The organism is Streptomyces sp. NPDC001889 (assembly GCF_053594535.1).
On the sequence record NZ_JBSFER010000008.1, the window covers coordinates 37435 to 59012 of the forward strand.

A 21578-nucleotide genomic window follows, 5' to 3' on the forward strand; every position below is an offset into this window, starting at 1 on the left:
ACCCGGGGACCCTCAGCGCTGTACGGCCGTACAGAGGGTGAGCGCTTAGCGCTCGACCTCACCCGCGATGAACTTCTCGACCTGGTTGCGCGCCTCGTCGTCGAAGTACTGCACCGGCGGGGACTTCATGAAGTACGAGGACGCGGAGAGGATCGGGCCACCGATACCGCGGTCCTTGGCGATCTTCGCGGCGCGGACCGCGTCGATGATGACACCGGCGGAGTTCGGGGAGTCCCAGACCTCCAGCTTGTACTCCAGGTTCAGCGGGACATCACCGAAGGCGCGGCCCTCAAGGCGGACGTACGCCCACTTGCGGTCGTCCAGCCACGCCACATAGTCGGACGGGCCGATGTGGACGTTCTTCTCGCCCAGCTCGCGGTCGGGGATCTGCGAGGTGACGGCCTGCGTCTTGGAGATCTTCTTCGACTCCAGGCGCTCCCGCTCCAGCATGTTCTTGAAGTCCATGTTGCCGCCGACGTTCAGCTGCATCGTGCGGTCCAGGATGACGCCCCGGTCCTCGAAGAGCTTCGCCATCACACGGTGCGTGATCGTCGCGCCGACCTGCGACTTGATGTCGTCACCGACGATCGGGACGCCCGCCTCGGTGAACTTGTCCGCCCACTCCTTGGTGCCGGCGATGAAGACCGGGAGAGCGTTGACGAACGCGACCTTGGCGTCGATGGCGCACTGCGCGTAGAACTTCGCGGCGGCCTCGGAGCCGACCGGCAGGTAGCAGACCAGAACGTCGACCTGCTGGTCCTTGAGGACCTGGACGATGTCCACCGGGGCCTCGGGGGACTCCTCGATGGTCTCGCGGTAGTACTTGCCGAGACCGTCGAGCGTGTGACCGCGCTGCACGGTGACACCGCTGTTCGGCACATCGCAGATCTTGATGGTGTTGTTCTCGCTGGCGCCGATGGCGTCCGCCAGGTCGAGGCCGACCTTCTTGGCGTCGACGTCGAAGGCCGCCACGAACTCGACGTCCCGGACGTGGTACTCGCCGAACTGGACGTGCATGAGACCCGGCACCTTGCCGTCCGGGTCGGCGTCCTTGTAGTACTCGACGCCCTGCACCAGTGAGGCGGCGCAGTTGCCCACGCCGACGATGGCTACGCGAACCGAACCCATTCGGTTGCTCCCTGTGTGATCTTGGATGAAACCCTGCGGACCGCGGGGATTCAGTTGGCGGTGTCGTCGGACGAATCCGGCGGGGCGGCGCCCCGCGGGGTGTTACCCCCGGCGGGACCGTCACCACTGTGCCGGGGCAGGCCGCCCGACGACCCAGATGTGTTGTCCTGCTGAGCCGAGCCTCCGGTGGCGGGGTTTCGCTGGTCCCGCCCGGCTCGCTCGCTCTCGATGAGCTCGGTCAGCCAGCGCACTTCGCGCTCCACGGACTCCATGCCGTGCCGCTGAAGCTCAAGGGTGTAGTCGTCGAGGCGCTCCCGGGTGCGGGCCAGGGAGGCGCGCATCTTCTCCAGACGCTCCTCCAGCCGGCTGCGCCGGCCTTCCAGCACCCGCATCCTCACCTCGCGCTCCGTCTGTCCGAAGAAGGCGAAGCGAGCCGCGAAGTGCTCGTCCTCCCAACTGTCCGGACCGGTGTGCGAGAGCAGCTCCTCGAAGTGCTCTTTCCCTTCCGCCGTCAACCGGTAGACGATCTTGGCGCGCCGTCCCGCGAGCGAGGCGGCGAGGGCATCTTCGGGAGCGCTTCCCGGCTCCTCGATCAACCGGCCGTTGGCGACCAGCGTCTTGAGGCAGGGGTAGAGAGTCCCGTAGCTGAAGGCCCGGAAGATCCCCAGCGAGGTATTGAGCCGTTTCCGCAGCTCATAGCCGTGCATCGGGGCCTCACGGAGCAGGCCGAGCACAGCGAACTCAAGGATGCCGGAGCGTCTGCTCACCATCGCCCTCCTTCGCCGTCCCAGCCGTCTATGCCGTGCTGATGTATCGACTCGATACATCAGCACGATAGGCCCGTGTTCCTGCTGCGACAAGGGGGGCCATCGTGAACGGCGTCACATCATCAAATCGTTGAGCGCAACTTGCCTGATTTGGGGTGAACTTCGGTCCTAGGGGAGTTTTGACCGTGCGTAGTCTGTGCGGATGCAGTCCGCCGGGAACCATGTGACGTCTGAAGACGTCATCGTCGTGGATGCACAGCGGGCAAGCCTTTCGCCGGGCCGGCCCGAATCCATTTCGGGGGGACCGGAACTCACCTGCCGCTTCCAGGCGTCTCGCCTGCCCGAGGAGTAGTCGTTCGATGAGCGAGCACCGTCGCAAACCGCCACAGCCGCAAGGCGGCGGGCGTGCGGCTGCCAGACGCACCGCCCAGCAGTCTTCCCCCGGCCGGCGCGCCGCACAGCCCAGAGAGACCACGGGTTCCGCCTCCGTGTCGCACAGTGAGGAGCGGCCCTACGGCGGGCGGGCCGAGGCGCGCCGTGCCGCGCAGCGCGGTGGCCGACGGCGCACCGAAGGAGGCGCGGGCGCCGGCCACGGCGGCCGGGGCGGTGGCCGCCGGGGCGGTGGCGGCGGTGGGCACCACGAGGGCCGGGGGGGACGCCCCGGCAAGAAGCGGCTGATCGACTACCCCCGCCACGACAAGTACGGATGGCGCCGCTGGATGCCGTCGTGGAAGCTGGTGACCGGGCTCTGCCTGGCCTTCCTCGGCAGCCTGATGACCGCCGCGACCATCGCCTACGCCATGGTCGGGGTGCCCGACCCGGCCAAGATCGCCGAGGCGGAGAACAACGTCTACTACTGGGACGACGGCACCCAGATGGCCGCCACCGGTGGTGAGATCAACCGGCAGAACATCGGGCTCGACCAGATCCCGAAGGACATGCAGAACGCCGTGATCTCGGCGGAGAACAAGACCTTCTGGGACGACGAGGGCATCGACCCGATGGGCATCAGCCGTGCCCTGGTGAACATGGCCAAGGGCCAGGACACCCAGGGCGGCTCCACCATCACCCAGCAGTATGTGAAGAACGCGCGCCTCGACGACCAGTCGCAGACCTTGAGCCGCAAGTTCAAGGAGCTGTTCATCTCCATCAAGATCGACAGCAATGTCACCAAGCGCGAGATCATGGCGGGCTACCTGAACACCTCGTACTACGGCCGGGGCGCGTACGGCATACAGGCCGCGTCCCGTACGTACTACGGGAAGGACGCCCAGAAGCTGAACGCCAGCGAGTGCGCCGTCCTCGCCTCGCTGCTGAAGGGCGCGACCTGGTACGACCCTGCGGGAGCGACCGACCTCAACCCCGCCGCGACCAAGGAGAAGAACAGCGCCCGCGCGAAGGACCGCTGGCAGTGGATTCTCCACGAGATGGTCAAGGACAAGCACCTGGACGCCGCCGAACGAGACAAGTTCCTCCAGGACGGCTTCCCGATGCCGGACCCGGTGCGCAAGGGCGCGAAGCTCGGCGGGCAGATCGGCTATCTGGTCGACCTCGCCAAGGCGAACTTCCTCTCCAACAACGAGAGGGGCATAGAGGCCCGCGACCTGGCACAGGGCGGCTACGAGATTCACACGACCTTCAACAAGGAGAAGGTCATGAAGCTCGAAGCGGCGGTCAACAAGGTCCGCAAGGAGAACATCGACCCCAAGAAGCGCCCGAAGAAGGACACCCATGTCCAGTTCGGTGGCGCCTCGGTCGAGCCGGAGACCGGGAAGATCGTCGCGATCTACGGCGGTGAGGACGCCACCAAGCACTTCACCAACAACGCCGACACCACGGGTGCCCAGGTCGGATCGACCTTCAAGCCGTATGTGCTCGCCGCCGCGATGCGCGACGGTGTGCGCGATCCCCGGCTCGGGCCGGAGCAGTCGCTGGAGCAGCGCACGCTGATCAACCCCGACAAGACGATCTACAACGGCAAGAACAAGCTCAGGATCAAGAAGTACAACGGCGAGGTCTGGCGGAACGAGAAGGGCGAGGAGCTCTTCCAGGTCAATGACGGCGATGAGGACTACATCGACATCAACCTGCGGGAAGCCATGATCGTCTCCGCCAACTCGCCCTTCGTGCAGCTGGGCATGGACATCGGCATCCCGCAGGTGCGGCAGGCCGCCGAGGACGCGGGGCTGCTCCCGGAGTCGCTCGACAAGGCCAACGTCCCCTCGTTCTCGATCGGCATCTCCAGCCCGAGCGCCATCCGGATGGCCAGCTCGTACGGCACCTTCGCCGCCGACGGCGAGCGGCGGGACCCGTACAGCGTCGACCACGTCAAGAAGCGCGGCGCGACCATCTACCAGCACGAGGACGAGCCCGTCGGGGCCTTCACCGAGAACATCGCCCGCAATGTGACCGATGTCCTCAGGGATGTCGTCGAGGACGAGGACGGCACCGGCAACAACGCCCGTCTCCCGGGCCGCCAGGTCGCCGGCAAGACCGGTACGACCGATGGCAACAAGTCCGCCTGGTTCGTCGGCTACACCCCGCAGCTGTCGACCGCGATCGACATGTACCGCCTCGACGACAACGAGAAGAACGCCAACCGCGGCTTCCTGGAGATGTTCGGCACAGGCGGCAGGGACAAGATCCACGGTTCGTCGTTCCCGTCGGAGATCTGGCAGCGGTACATGTCGGACGCGCTCAAGGGCGAGCCCGTGAAGAAGTTCCCGAAGCCGCAGCCGATCGGTGAGGGCTTCTGGGGCGGCGGCGCCACCAGCCCGTCCCCGACCCCGTCGCAGACGCCGTCCCAGACCCCGTCGCAGACGCCGTCCCAGACCCCGTCGCAGACCCCCTCCCAGACCCCGTCCAAGACGCCGTCGCAGACCCCGTCCGAGTCGTGCAACCCGTGGGAGGACTGGGCCTGCGGTGATCCGGGCGGTGCCAACGGCGGCCAGCCGGGAGGCTCGGGCAACGGAGGCAACGACAACAGCGGAACGTCCGGGGAGCCCGGGGAACCCGGCAATCCGGGCGAGCCGGGAGAGCCGGGCGACCCCGGAGGGAACGGCGAGCCGGGAGAGCCGGGCGACCCCGGAGGGAACGGGGAGCCCGGGGAACCCGGCAATCCGGGCGAGCCGGGAGAGTCGGGAGACAACATCTTCGGAGGCCCCTGGGGGTAGGACCCCCGAGCCGCGCACCCCACCCGGTTTCCGCCGGTGACGAGGGCCGCCGCACCCGACGCCCACCGACCGTGCCCCGTGCACGGCCCGTGGACCCGGGGCGGCGGCCCTCGCCGCACCCCCGGCCCCGTACGGCAGGATGAGCACCATGCCCAGCGCAGAAGAGACGAGCGTGTACCAGGACCGGCCGGACGTACGGCCCACGCGGCGGGACTCCGTCGCCGCCTCCGGCAGCGAGCTGATCGGCGGCCCGGCCGGCCGCTACGCCCTGCGCTCCCCGGCCGGCTACCTCAACCCCGTTCGGGTCGTGGCCCTGGTGGCCATCGGCATGTACGCGCTGGGCATGGTGCAGAAGATGCCCTGCTACAACTGGGCCTGGTTCCGCGGGGTGAACTCGCAGTACACGCACGCCTGCTACTCCGACATCCCGCACCTCTATGTGGGGCGCGGCTTCTCGGAGGGGCTGCTCCCGTACTTCGACCGGCTCCCCGGGGACATGGCGTACCTGGAGTACCCCGTGCTGACGGGGCTGTTCATGCAGGTCGCCTCCTGGCTCGATCTCGCCGGCGGCTCCGTGCAGAACCAGCAGCAGGTGTACTGGCTGATCAACGCGGCCATGCTGATGGTCTGCACCGCGGTCCTCGCCGTCTGTGTCGCCCGCACCCACCGCCGCCGCCCCTGGGACGCGCTCCTGGTGGCGCTGGCGCCCGCGCTCGCCCTCACCGCCACCATCAACTGGGACCTGCTGGCCGTGGCGCTCACCGCCGCCGCCATGCTGATGTGGTCCCGGGGCAGGGCCCTGGCCTTCGGTGTCCTCATCGGCCTGGCCACCGCCGCCAAGCTCTATCCGGCGCTCCTCCTCGCCCCGCTCTTCCTGCTGTGCTGGCGGGCCGGCCGGTGGCGCGAGTTCGCCACGGCCACCTTCGGCGCTGCGGGCGTCTGGCTGCTGGTGAATCTGCCGGTGATGCTGCTGGCCCCCGAGGGGTGGAAGAAGTTCTACACCTTCAGCCAGGAACGACAGGTCGACTTCGGCTCACTGTGGCTGATCATCAAGCAGCGCACGGACATGGTGATCGAGCCGGAGACGGCGAACAACTACGCGATGCTGCTGATGGTGCTGATCTTCGCGGGCATGGGCGTGCTCACCGTGTACGCCCCCCGCAGGCCGCGGTTCGCCCAGCTCGCCTTCCTGATCGTCGCCGCGTTCATCCTCACCAACAAGGTCTACTCGCCGCAGTACGTCCTGTGGCTGATCCCGCTCGCCGCGCTGGCCAGGCCCCGCTGGCGGGACTTCCTGATCTGGCAGGTCTGCGAGGTCATGTACTTCCTGGGGATCTGGCTGTACCTCGCCTACACCACGGGCGAGAAGCACCAGGGGCTCCCCGCCGAGGGCTACCACGTGGCGGTCGCCCTGCATCTGCTGGGAACGCTGTATCTGTGCGCCGTGGTGGTCCGCGACATTCTCCTGCCGGAGCACGACGGCGTACGGCAGGACGGCTCGGACGACCCGTCGGGCGGGGTGCTCGACGGGGCCGAGGACGTCTTCGTACGAGGGCGGGCCGCCGCTCACCGGGAGCAGCCGCCCGAGGGCCCGAGGACCCAGTGGGGCACCGTGCCCCGGGAGACCGCCGGGGGCCCGCCGACGGGCCCCACCGAGCGGTAGGGCCCCGGGGCCGGCCGTCGTCCTAGCGGTCGACCAGCCGGTCGAACTGGGTCGTGGTGTGGCGCAGATGCGCCACCAGCTCGTCGCCGACCCTCGGCTCCTGGGCGTCCGAGGGGACGAAGAGGATCGACACCTGCATGTGCGGGGGCTCGGCGAACCAGCGCTGCTTGCCCGCCCACACGAACGGCGAGAGATTCCGGTTGACCGTCGCCAGACCGGCGCGGGCGACGCCCTTGGCCCGCGGCATCACCCCGTGCAGCGCCTTCGGCGCCTCCAGGCCCACCCCGTGCGAGGTGCCGCCGGCGACGACGACCAGCCAGCCGTCGGACGCGGCCTTCTGCTGGCGGTAGCCGAACCGGTCCCCCTTGGAGACCTGGGTGACATCGAGCACCGCGCCGCGGTACTCGGTCGAGTCGTGGTCGCCGAGCCACAGCCGGGTGCCGATACGGGCCCGGAAGCGGGTCTGCGGGAACTGCTGCTGGAGCCTCGCCTGCTCCTCGGCGCGCAGATGGCTGACGAACATGGTGTGGAGCGGCAGCCGGGCGTTCCGCAGCCGGTCCATCCAGCCGATGACCTCCTCGACCGCGTCGGACCCGTCCGTGCGGTCCAGCGGCAGATGGATGGCGAAGCCCTCCAGCCGCACATCGTCGATGGCGCCCGTCAGCTGGTGCAGATCCTGCTCGGAGACGCCGTGGCGCTTCATCGAGCTCATGCACTCGATGACGACCCGGGCGCCGACCAGGGCGTGCACCCCGTCGACCGAGGAGACCGAGCGCACCACGCGATCGGGCAGCGGAACCGGCTCCTCGCCCCGGCGGAACGGGGTGAGGACGAGCAGATCGCCGCTGAACCAGTCCTTGATCCGTGCCGCCTCGTAGGTGGTGCCCACGGCCAGCATGTCGGAGCCGAAGCGGGACGCCTCCTCGGAGAGCCGCTCGTGGCCGAAGCCGTAGCCGTTCCCCTTGCAGACCGGCACCAGGCCGGGGAACTGGTCGATCACGGATTTCTGGTGCGCCCGCCAGCGCGTGGTGTCGACGTACAGGGAGAGCGCCATGGGCCGGCCCGGAACCTTTCTGGTGGCTGCGGTGGTGTCGGAGGTGTACGGAATCTACGAGGTTACGGCGTGGGCGCGGGCGGCGTCAGCAGCGGAGCAGCCGCCCCGGCCCGTCGCGTCAGCGGCGCGACATATACATGTCGAGCGCCTTGTGCAGAAGCTTGTTGAGCGGGAAGTCCCACTCGCCGACGTACTCGACGGCCTCGCCGCCCGTTCCGACCTTGAACTGGATGAGACCGAAGAGGTGGTCCGTCTCGTCGAGGGAGTCGCTGATGCCGCGCAGGTCGTAGACGGTGGCGCCCATGGCGTACGCGTCCCGCAGCATCCGCCACTGCATCGCGTTCGACGGCCGGACCTCGCGCCCGATGTTGTCGGAGGCGCCGTACGAGTACCAGACGTGCCCTCCGACGACCAGCATCGTCGCGGCGGAGAGGTTCACCCCGTTGTGGCGCGCGAAGTACAGCCGCATCCGGTTGGGGTCCTCGGTGTTCAGGACCGACCACATCCGCTGGAAGTACGACAGCGGGCGCGGCCGGAAGCGGTCGCGCACCGCGGTGATCTCGTACAGCCGCTGCCACTCCTCCAGGTCGTGGTAGCCGCCCTGCACGACCTCGACACCGGCCTTCTCGGCCTTCTTGATGTTGCGCCGCCAGAGCTGGTTGAAGCCCTTGAGGACATCGTCGAGCGAGCGGTTGGCCAGTGGCACCTGGTAGACGTACCGGGGCTGCACGTCGCCGAAGCCGGCGCCGCCGTCCTCGGCCTGCTGCCAGCCCATCTTCCGGAGCCGGTCGGCCACTTCGAAGGCGCGGGGCTCGATGTGCGTCGCCTCGACGTCCTTCAGGCGCTTCACATCCGGGTCCTGGATGCCCGACTTGATCGCGGGGGCGTCCCAGCGCCGGATGACCACCGGCGGACCCATCTTCACGGAGAAGGCGCCCTGCTGCTTGAGATGGGCGAGCATCGGCTGGAGCCAGTCGTCCAGGTTGGGCGCGTACCAGTTGATGACCGGGCCCTCGGGCAGATAGGCGAGATACCGCTTGATCTTGGGCAACTGGCGGTAGAGCACCAGGCCGACTCCGACGAGCCGGCCCGTCTTGTCGAACCAGCCCAGATTCTCCGAGCGCCATTCCGTCTTCACATCAGCCCACGCCGGGACCTGGCAGTGACTGGCCGATGGCAGGGACTGGATGTACGCCAGATGCTGCTCTCGGCTGATGGTCCTCAGGGTCAGGCTCATGCGGGGCGCTCCTCGGCAGGTGTGTCCCCATGGGTCAGGGGCTCCGGCTCTCGCGCCGAAGCCTACTGGGCTCGGGATCACCCCAAATGGCCGCAGGGTCCACAGCGGCCGCGCGGGTGTGCGCCGCCGCCGAGGACCCGGGACTCCGGAGGGCCGGTCAGAAGACCCCGCCGAAGAGACCGCCGTGGGCCATCCCGAGGAAGAACCCGAAAGCGGAGGCACCGAGGCCGATGATCAGCGCGGTGCGCTCGCGGGTCGTCACCGAGATGAACTGGCCGTAGCCGCCCGTGAGGATTCCCACCAGCCCGGCCCAGGAGCTGAGCAGGTGGAGGTGGTGGAACAACGACGTGATGAAGGCGAGAACGCCCAGCACCAGCGTCACCGCGACCAGAGTGTCCTGGAGGGGGTGGGGCTTGCCGTCCGTGGCGAAGAGGGAGGTCTGACGTCGCACTGCCTGTGCCATGTGGCACCTCCTGGCGTTGCCGGCGCGCCGCGCACCGTAGCGCTGCGCACACCCGATGTGTACAGATTGCGGCCCCCTCCCTCTGGATTTCAACCGGAAGCACCTCTCCGGGTACTCTGTACGGTCTGCACTGGTGTCTGTCCTGGCCACAGGCCGATCTTCCGCCGCTGTCAGTGGCGGCTGGTTGAATCAGACACCTTTGCTACGCATCACGACCCTCCTGCCACGGAACGACCGTGGCCGCTGAGTCCAAAGGAGGTGGGTTCCACATGCGTCACTACGAGGTGATGGTCATCCTCGACCCCGATCTGGAGGAGCGCGCTGTCTCTCCCCTGATCGAGAACTTCCTCTCCGTCGTCCGTGAGGGCAACGGAAAGGTGGAGAAGGTCGACACCTGGGGCCGTCGTCGTCTCTCTTACGAGATCAAGAAGAAGCCCGAGGGCATCTACTCGGTCATCGACCTTCAGGCCGAGCCTGCGGTCGTCAAGGAGCTCGACCGCCAGATGAACCTGAACGAGTCGGTCCTCCGGACCAAGGTCCTCCGTCCCGAGACCCACTGAGCGTCTAGCTCAGCGGATATCGGGTTCGAGTAGCAGCAAGCAGCCAGAAGCAATCCCCGCCGAGAGGTTCCCCCATGGCAGGCGAGACCGTCATCACGGTCGTCGGCAATCTTGTCGACGACCCCGAGCTGCGCTTCACCCCGTCCGGTGCGGCGGTCGCGAAGTTCCGCGTCGCGTCCACTCCCCGCACCTTCGACCGTCAGACCAATGAGTGGAAGGACGGCGAAAGCCTCTTCCTGACCTGCTCGGTCTGGCGTCAGGCGGCGGAGAACGTCGCCGAGTCGCTCCAGCGCGGCATGCGCGTCGTTGTGCAGGGCCGGCTCAAGCAGCGGTCCTACGACGACCGCGAGGGCGTCAAGCGCACGGTCTACGAGCTGGACGTCGAGGAAGTCGGCCCCAGTCTCAAGAACGCCACGGCCAAGGTCACCAAGACCACCGGCCGCGGCGGTCAGGGTGGGTACGGCGGCGGCGGTCAGCAGCAGGGCGGCGGAAACAGCTGGGGCGGCGGCCCCGGTGGCGGCCAGCAGAGCGGCGGCGGTGCACCCGCCGACGACCCGTGGGCCACCAGCGCGCCGTCCGGCGGTCAGCAGCAGGGCGGCGGAGGCAGCTGGGGCGGAAGCTCCGGCGGCGCCTCCGGCGGTTCCGGCGGCGGCTACTCGGACGAGCCCCCCTTCTAAGGGATCACTCCCAGGGGCGCTCGTACCCCCACTTCTTGATCACACAGGAGAAACACCATGGCGAAGCCGCCTGTGCGCAAGCCAAAGAAAAAGGTCTGCGCGTTCTGCAAGGACAAGACCGTGTACGTGGACTACAAGGACACGAACATGCTGCGGAAGTTCATTTCCGACCGCGGCAAGATCCGTGCCCGCCGCGTCACCGGCAACTGCACGCAGCACCAGCGTGACGTCGCCACGGCAGTCAAGAACAGCCGTGAGATGGCGCTGCTGCCCTACACGTCCACCGCGCGCTAAGGGAGGGTGACCGAATCATGAAGATCATCCTCACTCACGAGGTCTCCGGCCTCGGTGCGGCCGGCGACGTCGTCGACGTCAAGGACGGCTACGCTCGCAACTACCTGGTCCCGCGTGGTTTCGCGATCCGCTGGACCAAGGGTGGCGAGAAGGACGTGGCGCAGATCCGCCGCGCCCGCAAGATCCACGAGATTGCGACCATCGAGCAGGCCAACGAGGTCAAGGCCAAGCTCGAGGCCGTGAAGGTGCGTCTGGCTGTTCGCTCCGGCGACGCCGGCCGTCTCTTCGGCTCCGTCACCCCGGCTGACATCGCCACGGCGATCAAGTCCGCCGGTGGCCCGGAGGTCGACAAGCGTCGTGTCGAGCTCGGTTCGCCGATCAAGACCCTGGGCTCGCACCAGGTGTCCGTGCGTCTGCACCCCGAGGTCGCCGCGAAGCTCGGCGTCGAGGTCATCGCCGCCTGAGTGCCGCGTATGACTGAGCTGTAGAAGGGGCCGCACCCATCGGGTGCGGCCCCTTCGTCTTTCGGAACCTCCGGAGCACGGCTTCGGGAGCCGCGTGTGTTTCACGTGAAACAGTGCGCTCGCGTCGGGCGGTACTGGGCGGCCGGATGGCCGGGTGCCGGGTGCCGTGCCGTGCTGGCGTGGCGTGCTGTGCCGTGGCGTGCGGTGGCGTGGCGTGCGGTGCGGCGCCCGCTCAGCGCGTGGCGCCGGTGACGATCCAGCGGCCGGACCGGGTCCGCAGCCACAGGGTCGCCATCCGGACGGTCATCATCAGGGTCATGGCCCACCAGACCTCCGTCAGTCCGCCACCGAGGACCGGGACGAGCAGCGCCACGGGTGCGAAGACCGCCAGGGTCACCAGCATCGCCCGGGCGAGGTAGGGGCCGTCTCCGGCGCCCATCAGAACACCGTCGAGGATGAAGACCACCCCGGCGACGGGCTGGCAGACGGCGATCACCAGCAGCGCGGGGAGCAGACTGTCGTGGACGGCCGGGTCGCTGGTGAACAGGGGCACGAAGAGCGGCCGGGCGACGACCAGGAGCAGCCCCAGCGCCACTCCGGAGGCGATACCCCACTGGACCATCCGGCGGCAGACCTGACGGGCGCCGTCGGCGTCGCCGGCTCCCAGATAGCGGCCGATGATGGCCTGTCCGGCGATGGCGATGGCGTCGAGGGCGAAGGCCATCAGGCTCCACAGGGAGAGAATGATCTGATGGGCGGCGACCTCGGCGTCCCCCAGCCGGGCCGCGACTCCGGTGGCGATCATCAGGACGGCGCGCAGGGAGAGGGTGCGGACCAGCAGCGGGACACCGGCCTGGGCGCTGGCCCGTATGCCCGCGGCGTCGGGGCGGAGCGAGGCGTGGTGCCGGCGGGCCCCGCGTACGACGACAATGAGATAGGCGGCGGCCATGCCGCACTGGGCGATCACCGTGCCCCAGGCGGAACCCGCGATGCCGAGGCCGGCGCCGTAGACCAGCCCCGCGTTGAGGACCGCGTTGGCGGTGAAGCCGCCGATGGCGACATAGAGCGGTGTCCGGGTGTCCTGGAGGCCGCGCAGAACGCCGGTCGCGGCGAGGACGATCAGCATCGCGGGGATGCCGAGGATCGAGATCCGCAGATAGGTGATGGCGTAGGGGGTGGCGGTGTCGGAGGCTCCGAAGAGATCGACGAGCCAGGGTGCCGATGGAAGGGTGATGGCGACGACGGCCACGCCCAGGATGATCGCCAGCCAGATGCCGTCCATGCCCTGGCGGATGGCGGCGGGGAGGTCTCCGGCGCCGACGCGCCGGGCGACGGCGGCGGTGGTGGCGTAGGCGAGGAAGACAAAGACACTGACCCCGGTCATCAGCAGGGCCGCGGCGATGGCGAGCCCGGCGAGTTGGGGCGTGCCGAGGTGCCCGACGATGGCGCTGTCGACCATCAGGAACAGCGGCTCGGCGACAAGGGCCGCGAAGGCGGGGACGGCGAGTGCGATGATCTCTCGGTCATGGCGTCGCCGTAGAGCCTTGGGGAGCGCGGGGGCCTGTGTCATGCGCTCAATGTAATCTTCCACAGGTAAGAGATGCAATTGACTACTGACGCTTACATTCAGTCGCGGTGGCGGCTGGGGTGTGCGCCGTTTGTTCTGATCTTGGCCCGGTCGGGAAAGTTTTTCTCCCCCACAGCCAGTGGATGGAAAACATGCAGGTCAGAGATGGTCTCCTGAGCGCGACATGATTTTGTCCACAGTGCTGTCCCCCGGTCCGTGCACAGGTTCTGCCAGGTTCTCCACAGCATTGGGTCACTCGTCCACATGGCCTGTGGATAACCAGATTGGCTGACGGTGCCCGGGGGCCTACCGTGGACCGTCGCCCGACGCGCCGGAAGCGGAGTTGGGCCACTCGTTTTGTCAGTGCCGTGCCGTAGAAAGAGGGGCACGGCTAGGTCCGCTGAGCGGACGGAGGAGGTGGCCCGGTTGAGCATTTCCGAGCCCTTGGACGACCCGTGGGCGGCCGACGGCGGCCCCAGTGATCGTCTGCCCGTCTCCCGCCAGCGCCGCAACGACCAGCGCGGTGGCCGTGACGACCAGCACGAGCGCGGCAGCGACAGCGGCGGCTGGGACGGGGGCTCCCCCGGCTTCGAGCGGGTTCCGCCCCAGGACCTGGACGCCGAGCAGTCCGTTCTGGGCGGCATGCTCCTCTCCAAGGACGCCATCGCCGATGTCGTGGAGATCATCAAGGGCCATGACTTCTACCGGCCCGCCCACGAGACGGTCTACACGGCCATCCTCGACCTCTACGCCAAGGGCGAGCCGGCCGACCCGATCACCGTCGCCGCCGAACTGGTCAAGCGCGGTGAGATCACCCGGGTCGGTGGAGCGCCCTATCTCCACACCCTGGTCCAGTCCGTGCCGACCGCGGCCAACGCCTCGTACTACGCGGAGATCGTCCACGAGCGGGCGGTGCTCCGGCGGCTGGTGGAGGCCGGCACCAAGATCACGCAGATGGGATACGCGGCGGACGGCGATGTCGACGAGATCGTCAACTCCGCCCAGGCCGAGATCTACGCCGTCACCGAGCAGCGCACCAGCGAGGACTATCTGCCGCTCGGCGAGATCATGGAGGGCGCGCTCGACGAGATCGAGGCGATCGGCTCCCGCAGCGGAGAGATGACCGGGGTGCCCACCGGCTTCACGGACTTCGACTCCCTGACGAACGGTCTCCACCCGGGCCAGATGATCGTTATCGCGGCCCGCCCCGCGATGGGAAAGTCCACCCTCGCGCTGGACTTCGCCCGCGCCTGCTCCATCAAGAACAACCTCCCCAGCGTGATCTTCTCCCTCGAAATGGGGCGCAACGAGATCGCGATGCGTCTGCTGTCCGCCGAGGCCCGGGTGGCGCTGCACCATATGCGCTCCGGCACGATGACCGACGAGGACTGGACCCGGCTCGCCCGGCGGATGCCGGATGTCTCCCAGGCGCCGCTCTACATCGACGACTCCCCGAATCTGTCGATGATGGAGATCCGCGCGAAGTGCCGGCGGCTGAAGCAGCGCAACAACCTGAAGCTGGTCGTCATCGACTATCTCCAGCTGATGCAGTCCGGCGGCTCCAAGCGCGCCGAGAGCCGCCAGCAGGAGGTTTCCGACATGTCGCGAAACCTCAAGCTGCTGGCGAAGGAGCTGGAGCTGCCGGTGATCGCGCTCTCCCAGCTGAACCGTGGTCCCGAGCAGCGCACCGACAAGAAGCCGATGGTCTCCGACCTCCGCGAGTCCGGCTCCATCGAGCAGGACGCCGACATGGTGATCCTGCTCCACCGCGAGGACGCGTACGAGAAGGAGTCCCCGCGCGCCGGCGAGGCGGACCTGATCGTCGCCAAGCACCGTAACGGCCCCACGGCCACCATCACCGTGGCGTTCCAGGGGCACTACTCCCGCTTTGTGGACATGGCACAGACGTGATCCTGTCCTCCGGACCGGCCGCGGGTGCCGGTGTCCGGCTGCCGGGGCGCGGTTCGCCGCCGCAGGGTCCCGTCGGTCTCCCGCCCATAGGCCCATAGGGAGTATGTCCGGTGCTGTGGCGCCGGTCGCCCTCCCCTCGGGGCTCCGGAGTCGACTCCGCCCGGTGATTTAGGTAGACCTGCCCCATGACTTCACCCTTGACGGCGCTGCTCCCCACGACGGAGCGGGCCCTTCTGCACCGTGTCGCCACCGCCCAGTCGGAGGGGCGTGCGCCTTCTCTCGTCGCCGGAGTGGCCAGGGAGGGGCGGTTGGTGTGGACCGAGGCCCGCCCCTCGGCCGAGGGGGACCGGTCCGTCGACACCCAGTACCGGATCGGCTCGCTCACCAAGACCTTCACCGCCGTGCTGGTGATGAGGCTCCGGGACGAGGGGCTGCTCGATCTCGGTGACCCCCTGGAGAAGCACCTCCCGGGCACCGGCGTGGGCGAGGTGACCATCGCCCAACTGCTCGGCCACACCGCCGGCCTGGGCGCCGAGTCGCCCGCGCCCTGGTGGGAGCGGACCCCGGGGGCGCTCCGGCCCCGGCTCGCCGATGTGCTCGGGGAGGAGCCGGTTCCGCACCCTCCCGGCCGCCGGCACCACTACTCCAATACGGGCTACACCCTGCTGGGTTCGCTGGTCGAAGCCGTACGCGGTGCCTCCTGGGAGAGCGTTCTGCGGGGCGAGATCCTCGAACCCCTGGGCCTGACGCGTACGAGCGTCCAGCCGCAGAGCCCCTGTGCGGAGGGGTGGGCGGTCCACCCCTGGGCCGATGTGCTGCTGCCCGAGCCCGCCGAGGACCTCGGGCTGATGGCCCCGGCGGGACAGCTCTGGTCGACGGTCGCTGATCTCTGCCGGTTCGCGGTCTTCCTCACGGAGGGCGACGACCGGGTCCTCCGGGCCTCCTCGGTGGCGGAGATGCGCACCCCGTCCGCCCCCGCCGAGGCCGGCGACTGGGACAGCACCTATGGGCTGGGTGTGCAGATCGTACGGAGAGATGGACGGACCCTCGTGGGCCACACCGGTTCGCTCCCCGGCTTTGTCGCCTGCCTCTGGGTGAGCACGGAGGACGCGGTCGCCGCGGTGGTGCTCGCCAATGCCACCTCAGGGCCTCTCCCCGGCGCTGTGGCCGCCGATCTTGTGCGGTTGGTGGCGGAGGCCGAACCGCGCATTCCGGAGCCGTGGCGGCCCCTTCCGGAGGTCGACCAGGGGCTCCTGGGCCTGACCGGCCCCTGGTACTGGGGAGCCCATCCGTTCGGGCTGCGGCTTCTCGACGGCGGGGGACTGGAGATCCAGCCGCTGAGAGGTGGAGGCCGGGGCTCGCGCCTCATCCCGGCCGGGGACGGGACCTGGGTCGGCCAGGACGGCTACTACGCGGGCGAGACCCTGCGGGTGGTGCGCCGGGAGGACGGCTCGGTCCGCCATCTCGACCTCGCGTCCTTTGTGTTCACCCGGGAGCCCTATGAGGCCGGCGCGGGGGTGCCCGGTGGTGTTGACCCCGAGGGGTGGCGCGGGACCCGGTCATGACCGGGCCGGGCAGGCGGAGCCGGGCGGTGTTTCACGTGAAACACCGCCGGTCCCGGCCGAGTGAGGCAGGCGGCACCGGTCAGAGGGGGAGCTTGAATCCGATGTGGGACGGTTCGAAGCCCAGACGCTCATAGAAGCGGTGGGCGTCCGTGCGGGTGGCGTCCGAGGTGAGTTGCACCAGCCGGCAGTCCGGACGGCTGCGGGATTCCTCGATCGCCCACTCGATGAGCCGGGTGCCCAGACCGCTGCCGCGCTCTCCGGCGTGGATGCGCACACCCTCGATGATCGAACGGGTGGCGCCGAGCCGGGAGAGCCCGGAGACAAAGGTGAGCTGGAGAGTGCCGATGACCCGGCCGGCCCGGACAGCGACGATCAACCGCTGATTCGGGTCCGCGGTCAGCCGCTCGAAGGCGGCGGTGTACGGCGTGAGGTCGTCGGCGGATTCCCGCTGAGCGCCCAGCGGGTCATCCCTGAGCATCGCCACAATCGCCGGGATGTCTTCGGCCGTTGCTGCTCTGATCACCGGTTCGCTCATGATCCAGAAGACTACGCGGGTGCTTGGAGCGCTTTCACGGTCTTGACCAGGGGAGCGAGGGCAGGGTCCCCGGCCGCTTCGTCGAAGGCCTCGCGCAGCGCGGTGTCATGGGTGGGCCTGGCCTCGGCGAGCAGAGCCTGCCCGGACCCGGTCACATCGGTGTAGATGCCCCGCCGGTCGGTGTCGCAGAGATAGCGCCGCAGCAGCCCCCGGTCCTCAAGCCGGGTGACCAGCCTCGTGGTGGCGCTCTGGCTCAGCACCACGGCCTCGGCGACCTGCTTCATCTGGAGATGCCCGCCGGCGCCGGTGTGCTGACGGCTGAGGACATCGAGCAGGGAGAACTCGCGCACGCTCAGGCCGTGGTTGCTCTCCAGGGCCTTCTCGACGCGGGCCTCGATCTTCCCGTGGAGCAGGGAGAGGGTGCACCAGCTCTGGGAGAGTGCGGTGAGCGCGGGGTCGGTCGCGGTCATCTGGGGGTCCTCCTCCGGACCGGGGCGGCGTCCTGCCAGGGTAGACGAAATCCGCAATATGCCGCGCGTGCAAGTACCGGTCGGGTCGGGCCCCGTCGGGCCGGTCGGCCGGGCCCCGCCGGCGGAAGGCTCAGCCGAGCGCCACCGACAGCGGGGCGAAGCGACGGGTCCAGTCGCCCGGGACCTCGCTGATGCCATGGGTCATCACGGTGTTGGAGGAGACCGTCTCCAGACCGTTCTCCTTCAGCCAGCCGAGGAGGTCCCGGTGGCGCACATCGACATCGGTCCGGAAGGGGCGATCCGTGGCCGGGGCCAGGGACACGATCAGCGACTGCGCCGTCTCGGTGCTGTCGGCGATCAAAGGGCCGATGACATGGGTGTCCATGTTCGGCCAGGCCGCCGCGTACCCCGTCAGCACCCCGTCCCTCTCCGCCACCCTGATCTGGTCGGCGAAGGCGGGCAACCGTGCGATGACCGGGGTGCGGTCCAGGCCGAAGACCTCGGTGTCCAGCCGGACGATCGCGGAGAGATCGTCGGCCGTGGCCGGGCGGGTGGTGGCCCGGCCACGGCCGCCGGGACCCGGAGCCAGGGCATCGGTGCGGAGCCGGCCCCGGACCATCTCGGCGCCACCGACGGCGGTGAAGCCCAGTTCCTCGTAGAGCGGCCGGCCCTGCGCGGTGGCGTGGAGGGCGAGCGGAGTCCCTCCGGCCTCGTTCAGCATCTGCCGCATCATGCGGCGCCCGATGCCCTGGCGGGCGTACTGCTGGGCGACGAGCACCATACCGATGGTCGAGAGCCCGGGACCGTAGGAGGTCACCACGCAGGCGGCGGCCAGCCCTTTGCCGGAAGGGTCGTCCATGCCGTACCCGGTCCCCGCCGAGAGAAGGAGGCCTCACTTGTGTTCCTCGCGCGGCCAGCCGCGGTCCTCGGAGAGATTCGCGCAGGAGACGAGATCGCTCCTGGTGAGGCGGCGCATGGGCAACGGTGGGAGCGGTGTCGGCATGGGGATCAGGCTGGCTGACGCAGTGATCGCTCGTCCAGTGTTTTCCCGGAAGTGATCTCACTCTTCGGCCACCGGCCCCGAGCGGGTGGCGGCGGCGCCCGGGGGCCGCCAACCGGGCAGGAGGGTTTCACGTGAAACACCGCGCCGTGTGAAACACCTCACCGTGCCGAGCGCCTCACCGTGCCGAGCACCCCACCCTGCGGAGGGCCCCATCCTGCGGAACCTCAGCCCAGGTCGGGGGCGTGCATCGCCCGAACACCCTCGATATTGCCGTCCAGATAGTGACGGAGGGAGAGCGGCACCAGATGGACACCGGCGATCCCCATCCTGCTGAAGGGCACCCGTACGATCTCGTACTCCCCGCAGGGGGCCTCGATCTCCGGGCCGTGCCGGCGCGCGGGGTCCATGGACTCCAGCCGGCAGACGAAGAAGTGCTGGACCTTCACCCCCGTCACCCCGCCCCCGGCGATGTGCTCGACGGTGTCCACGAAGCAGGGCACCACATCGGTGATCTTGGCGCCCAGCTCCTCGTCCACCTCGCGGTGAAGAGCGTCGACCACGGTGGTGTCCGAGGGTTCGACCCCGCCGCCCGGGGTCAGCCAGTACGGATCGACACCGGGTTTGGTGCGTTTGATCAGAATCAGATCGTCGCCATCGATCAGGATGGCGCGGGCGGTGCGCTTGACCACGGGACGTTCGGTCATGACTGAAAAATGGCCCGTATCGCCTGTTCTGAAACTCGACTGGACCGCCGTGTCACCAGTCGACGGCGGCGCGCAGCAGCCACTCATGCGCCCGGGCGATATGGGGGAGAGCCAGGGTGCCGGTCCGTACGACAAGGAAGTAGGTGCGCAGCGGAGGCACCGGAGGGTCGAGAAGCGCCACCAGCCGTCCCCGCTCCAGGGCCTCCTCGCACAGATAGCGCGGCAGCACGGCGAGCCCGGCTCCCGAGGCGGCGGTCTCCAGAACAGCCCGCAGGTCAGGCGCTATGACAGCACCCGCCGCAGCCGGCTTGGAGTCGAAGACGGCGGCCCAGTAGCGGGAGACCAGCGGCAGGGATTCATGGACCTCCACCACCGGGAGCTGCTCCAGCAGCACATGCCCCCCGCACAGCACGTCGGGCCCCAGCCGGGCGGCCCAGCGCGGGGAGGCGACCAGGACATGCTCCTCGTCGCAGAGCGGTGTGGAGGTGAGCAGACCGCCGCGCGGCCGTGCCGTGGTGATGGCCAGATCATGATGCCCGGCGGCCAGGCCCTCCAGCGTCTCCTCGGCGTTGCCGAAGGAGGCCCGCAGGGCCAGCCCCTGGGCGATCAGCGGGGTGAGGGCGGGCAGGGCGCGCAGTGAGGTGAACTCGGGCAGCCCCGCCAGGTGCAGGGTTCTGATGCCCGCCTCGTCGTCCAGACCCGCCTCGGCTATCTCGACCAGGGCGTCCAGATGGGGAGCGGCCCGGTGGGCGAGTTCGTCGCCGATGGTGGTCGGGGTGACGCCGCGCGCCTGGCGCAGGAAGAGCGGGCGCCCCAACTGTCTTTCCAGGGTGCGTATCTGGCCGGTGACGGCCGGCTGGGAGAGCCCGAGCAGTGCGGCCGCCCGGGTGAAGGAGCCCGCACGGTGCACGGTGACAAAGGTGCGCAACAGGGCCAGATCCATTCCGAGCCCTCCCGACCGGCTGTATCCCCGAACCGAACAACTATAAATAAGTCGATAGGTCGCTGTCGCTACTGTGATTGGACACTGACGCAGAGTCAACTAGCCTGGGTCGCGCGGTTCTTCTGGGGGGATGAACCGGGGCGGTCCGAGCCACGAGGGGGGAGGCTCGGACCGCCCGAGAAGCTGCCGTGAACCTATCGTGTCCAGGATGGTTCCACGTGGCACTCCGGAGATCACGGTCCGCCCGGCGCCCTTCCCGGCGCTACCGGGCCGCCTCGTCCAGAGCCCGCAGCACATCGGCCACCAGATCGTCCGGGTCCTCCGCGCCCGCCGAGAAGCGGATGAAGCCCTCCGGCACCGCGTCACCGCCCCAGCGCCCGCGCCGCTCGGCGGAGGAGCGGATGCCGCCGAAGCTGGTCGCGTCGTCCACCAGGCGCAGGGCGTCCAGAAAACGCTCCGCCCGGCCTCGGTCCGGCAGCACGAAGGAGACCACCCCGCCGTACCGCCGCATCTGACGGGTGGCGAGCGCGTACGAGGGGTCGTCCGGCAGTCCGGGATAGCGCAGCCCGGTCACCTCGGGGCGGTCGCCGAGCGCCCGGGCCAGCGTCAGCGCGTTGGCGCACTGGCGCTCGATCCGCAGCTGGAGCGTGGCCAGGGAGCGGTGCGCGAGCCAGGCCTCCATGGGCCCCGGAATCGCCCCGACGACCTTCCGCCAGCGCCGCACCTCGGCGGCGCGCCCGGCGTCGCGGCAGGTCACATGGCCGAGCAGGATGTCGCCGTGGCCCGTCATCCCCTTGGTGTCGCTGGCCACCGAGAAATCGGCGCCCAGCTCCAGCGGGCGCTGCCCCAGCGGGGTCGCGAGCGTGTTGTCGACGGCGACCAGAGCGCCGGCCGCGTGCGCCGCGTCCACCAGTCCCCGGATGTCGCAGACATCGAGCCCCGGGTTGGACGGGCTCTCGATCCAGAGCAGCCGCGCGCCCTCCAGCACGGAGAGCTGCGCGTCGCCGCCGGTCGGAGCGGTCCGCACCTCGATGCCGTAGGCGTCGAGCTGTTCCCGGACCAGCGGCAGTGCCTGATAGCCGTCGCTGGGCAGCACCACCGCGTCCCCGGTCCGGAGCTGGGAGAAGACCACGGCGGAGATCGCGGCCATCCCGGAGGCGAAGGTCACGGTCTCGACCTGCTCCCCGGGCGCCTCCAGCTCACCTATGGCCCGTTCCAGATGGGTCCAGGTCGGGTTGGTGTCCCGCCCGTAGGTGTACGGTCCGGTGGGCTCCCCCGGCAGATGGAAGTGGGCCGCGAAGACCGGACCCGGCAGGGTCGGCTCGTGCTTCACCGGTTCGGGCAGCCCCGCCCGTACCGCCCTCGTACCGTCACCGGTCCTCTCCGCGCGGTTCACCGGC

The 21578-nt window shown here is 69.2% G+C and carries 19 protein-coding genes and 1 pseudogene; 8 read left to right on the top strand and 12 right to left on the bottom strand.

All coding sequences use genetic code 11. The features are described from left to right. Positions 1 to 45: 45 nt before the first annotated feature. Both ACWCRA_RS10495 and ACWCRA_RS10500 read right to left on the bottom strand, forming a co-directional pair. On the bottom strand, positions 46 to 1128 hold the full coding sequence (locus ACWCRA_RS10495; RefSeq protein ID WP_351545129.1) for an inositol-3-phosphate synthase: 1083 nt from the start codon (positions 1126 to 1128) through the stop codon (positions 46 to 48). A 50-nt stretch (positions 1129 to 1178) separates the two neighbouring features. After that, positions 1179 to 1895 carry a helix-turn-helix transcriptional regulator gene (locus ACWCRA_RS10500; RefSeq protein ID WP_451067325.1) on the bottom strand — a complete coding sequence of 239 codons (717 nt, stop codon included), beginning with the start codon at positions 1893 to 1895 and terminating at the stop codon, positions 1179 to 1181. Between the two features lie 359 nt (positions 1896 to 2254). Here ACWCRA_RS10500 and ACWCRA_RS10505 point away from each other — a divergent pair, with 359 nt between their 5' ends. Together ACWCRA_RS10505 and ACWCRA_RS10510 are read left to right on the top strand one after the other, a co-directional pair. After that, positions 2255 to 5068: a transglycosylase domain-containing protein gene (locus ACWCRA_RS10505; RefSeq protein WP_451067240.1), complete on the top strand. Its 2814-nt coding sequence runs from the start codon at positions 2255 to 2257 to the stop codon at positions 5066 to 5068. Between the two features lie 148 nt (positions 5069 to 5216). Next, positions 5217 to 6731, top strand: a complete 1515-nt coding sequence (locus ACWCRA_RS10510; protein WP_351545124.1) for a glycosyltransferase family 87 protein — start codon at positions 5217 to 5219, stop codon at positions 6729 to 6731. Between the two features lie 22 nt (positions 6732 to 6753). Here ACWCRA_RS10510 and ACWCRA_RS10515 read toward each other — a convergent pair whose 3' ends face one another. The 3 genes from ACWCRA_RS10515 to ACWCRA_RS10525 all read right to left on the bottom strand — a co-directional run bounded on the left by ACWCRA_RS10515 (position 6754) and on the right by ACWCRA_RS10525 (position 9485). Continuing rightward, positions 6754 to 7785 carry an alanine racemase gene (locus ACWCRA_RS10515; protein WP_351545122.1) on the bottom strand — a complete coding sequence of 344 codons (1032 nt, stop codon included), beginning with the start codon at positions 7783 to 7785 and terminating at the stop codon, positions 6754 to 6756. A gap of 118 nt (positions 7786 to 7903) precedes the next feature. Continuing rightward, positions 7904 to 9022, bottom strand: a complete 1119-nt coding sequence (locus ACWCRA_RS10520; RefSeq protein WP_351545120.1) for a lipid II:glycine glycyltransferase FemX — start codon at positions 9020 to 9022, stop codon at positions 7904 to 7906. A 157-nt stretch (positions 9023 to 9179) separates the two neighbouring features. Continuing rightward, positions 9180 to 9485, bottom strand: a complete 306-nt coding sequence (locus ACWCRA_RS10525; RefSeq protein WP_351545117.1) for a hypothetical protein — start codon at positions 9483 to 9485, stop codon at positions 9180 to 9182. 269 nt (positions 9486 to 9754) lie between these two features. On the opposite strand from ACWCRA_RS10525, the gene rpsF reads away from it, so the two are divergent. The 4 genes from rpsF (at position 9755) to rplI (ending at position 11480) form a co-directional block, all read left to right on the top strand. Further along, positions 9755 to 10045, top strand: coding sequence for a 30S ribosomal protein S6 (rpsF, locus tag ACWCRA_RS10530; protein WP_006604399.1), 291 nt, complete (start codon positions 9755 to 9757; stop codon positions 10043 to 10045). 74 nt (positions 10046 to 10119) lie between these two features. Further along, positions 10120 to 10722 carry a single-stranded DNA-binding protein gene (locus tag ACWCRA_RS10535; protein WP_451067241.1) on the top strand — a complete coding sequence of 201 codons (603 nt, stop codon included), beginning with the start codon at positions 10120 to 10122 and terminating at the stop codon, positions 10720 to 10722. Positions 10723 to 10779: 57 nt separating this feature from the next. Further along, a complete protein-coding gene (gene rpsR / locus ACWCRA_RS10540) occupies positions 10780 to 11016 on the top strand; it encodes a 30S ribosomal protein S18 (protein WP_003956534.1) in 237 nt (78 codons plus the stop codon). A 17-nt stretch (positions 11017 to 11033) separates the two neighbouring features. Beyond that, positions 11034 to 11480, top strand: a complete 447-nt coding sequence (gene rplI, locus ACWCRA_RS10545; protein WP_351545111.1) for a 50S ribosomal protein L9 — start codon at positions 11034 to 11036, stop codon at positions 11478 to 11480. A 232-nt stretch (positions 11481 to 11712) separates the two neighbouring features. Here rplI and ACWCRA_RS10550 read toward each other — a convergent pair whose 3' ends face one another. After that, complete coding sequence (locus ACWCRA_RS10550) at positions 11713 to 13050, bottom strand: MATE family efflux transporter (RefSeq protein ID WP_451067242.1); 1338 nt, start codon at positions 13048 to 13050, stop codon at positions 11713 to 11715. 441 nt (positions 13051 to 13491) lie between these two features. On the opposite strand from ACWCRA_RS10550, the gene dnaB reads away from it, so the two are divergent. Further along, entirely contained in the window at positions 13492 to 14958 is a 1467-nt protein-coding gene (gene dnaB / locus ACWCRA_RS10555; RefSeq protein ID WP_351545173.1) for a replicative DNA helicase, read from the top strand. A gap of 185 nt (positions 14959 to 15143) precedes the next feature. Next, positions 15144 to 16523: a serine hydrolase domain-containing protein gene (locus ACWCRA_RS10560; protein WP_451067243.1), complete on the top strand. Its 1380-nt coding sequence runs from the start codon at positions 15144 to 15146 to the stop codon at positions 16521 to 16523. A 79-nt stretch (positions 16524 to 16602) separates the two neighbouring features. Here ACWCRA_RS10560 and ACWCRA_RS10565 read toward each other — a convergent pair whose 3' ends face one another. The 6 genes and pseudogenes from ACWCRA_RS10565 to ACWCRA_RS10590 all read right to left on the bottom strand — a co-directional run bounded on the left by ACWCRA_RS10565 (position 16603) and on the right by ACWCRA_RS10590 (position 21574). Further along, entirely contained in the window at positions 16603 to 17058 is a 456-nt protein-coding gene (locus ACWCRA_RS10565) for an N-acetyltransferase family protein (RefSeq protein ID WP_451067244.1), read from the bottom strand. An 11-nt stretch (positions 17059 to 17069) separates the two neighbouring features. After that, complete coding sequence (locus tag ACWCRA_RS10570) at positions 17070 to 17528, bottom strand: MarR family winged helix-turn-helix transcriptional regulator (RefSeq protein ID WP_351545101.1); 459 nt, start codon at positions 17526 to 17528, stop codon at positions 17070 to 17072. Positions 17529 to 17658: 130 nt separating this feature from the next. Continuing rightward, positions 17659 to 18531 (bottom strand): annotated as a pseudogene (locus ACWCRA_RS10575) (GNAT family N-acetyltransferase). A gap of 224 nt (positions 18532 to 18755) precedes the next feature. Next, entirely contained in the window at positions 18756 to 19235 is a 480-nt protein-coding gene (locus tag ACWCRA_RS10580) for an NUDIX hydrolase (protein ID WP_351545096.1), read from the bottom strand. A gap of 52 nt (positions 19236 to 19287) precedes the next feature. Next, on the bottom strand, positions 19288 to 20178 hold the full coding sequence (locus ACWCRA_RS10585) for a LysR family transcriptional regulator (protein ID WP_351545094.1): 891 nt from the start codon (positions 20176 to 20178) through the stop codon (positions 19288 to 19290). Between the two features lie 262 nt (positions 20179 to 20440). Beyond that, positions 20441 to 21574, bottom strand: a complete 1134-nt coding sequence (locus ACWCRA_RS10590; protein WP_451067245.1) for a cystathionine gamma-lyase — start codon at positions 21572 to 21574, stop codon at positions 20441 to 20443. Positions 21575 to 21578: the final 4 nt, after the last annotated feature.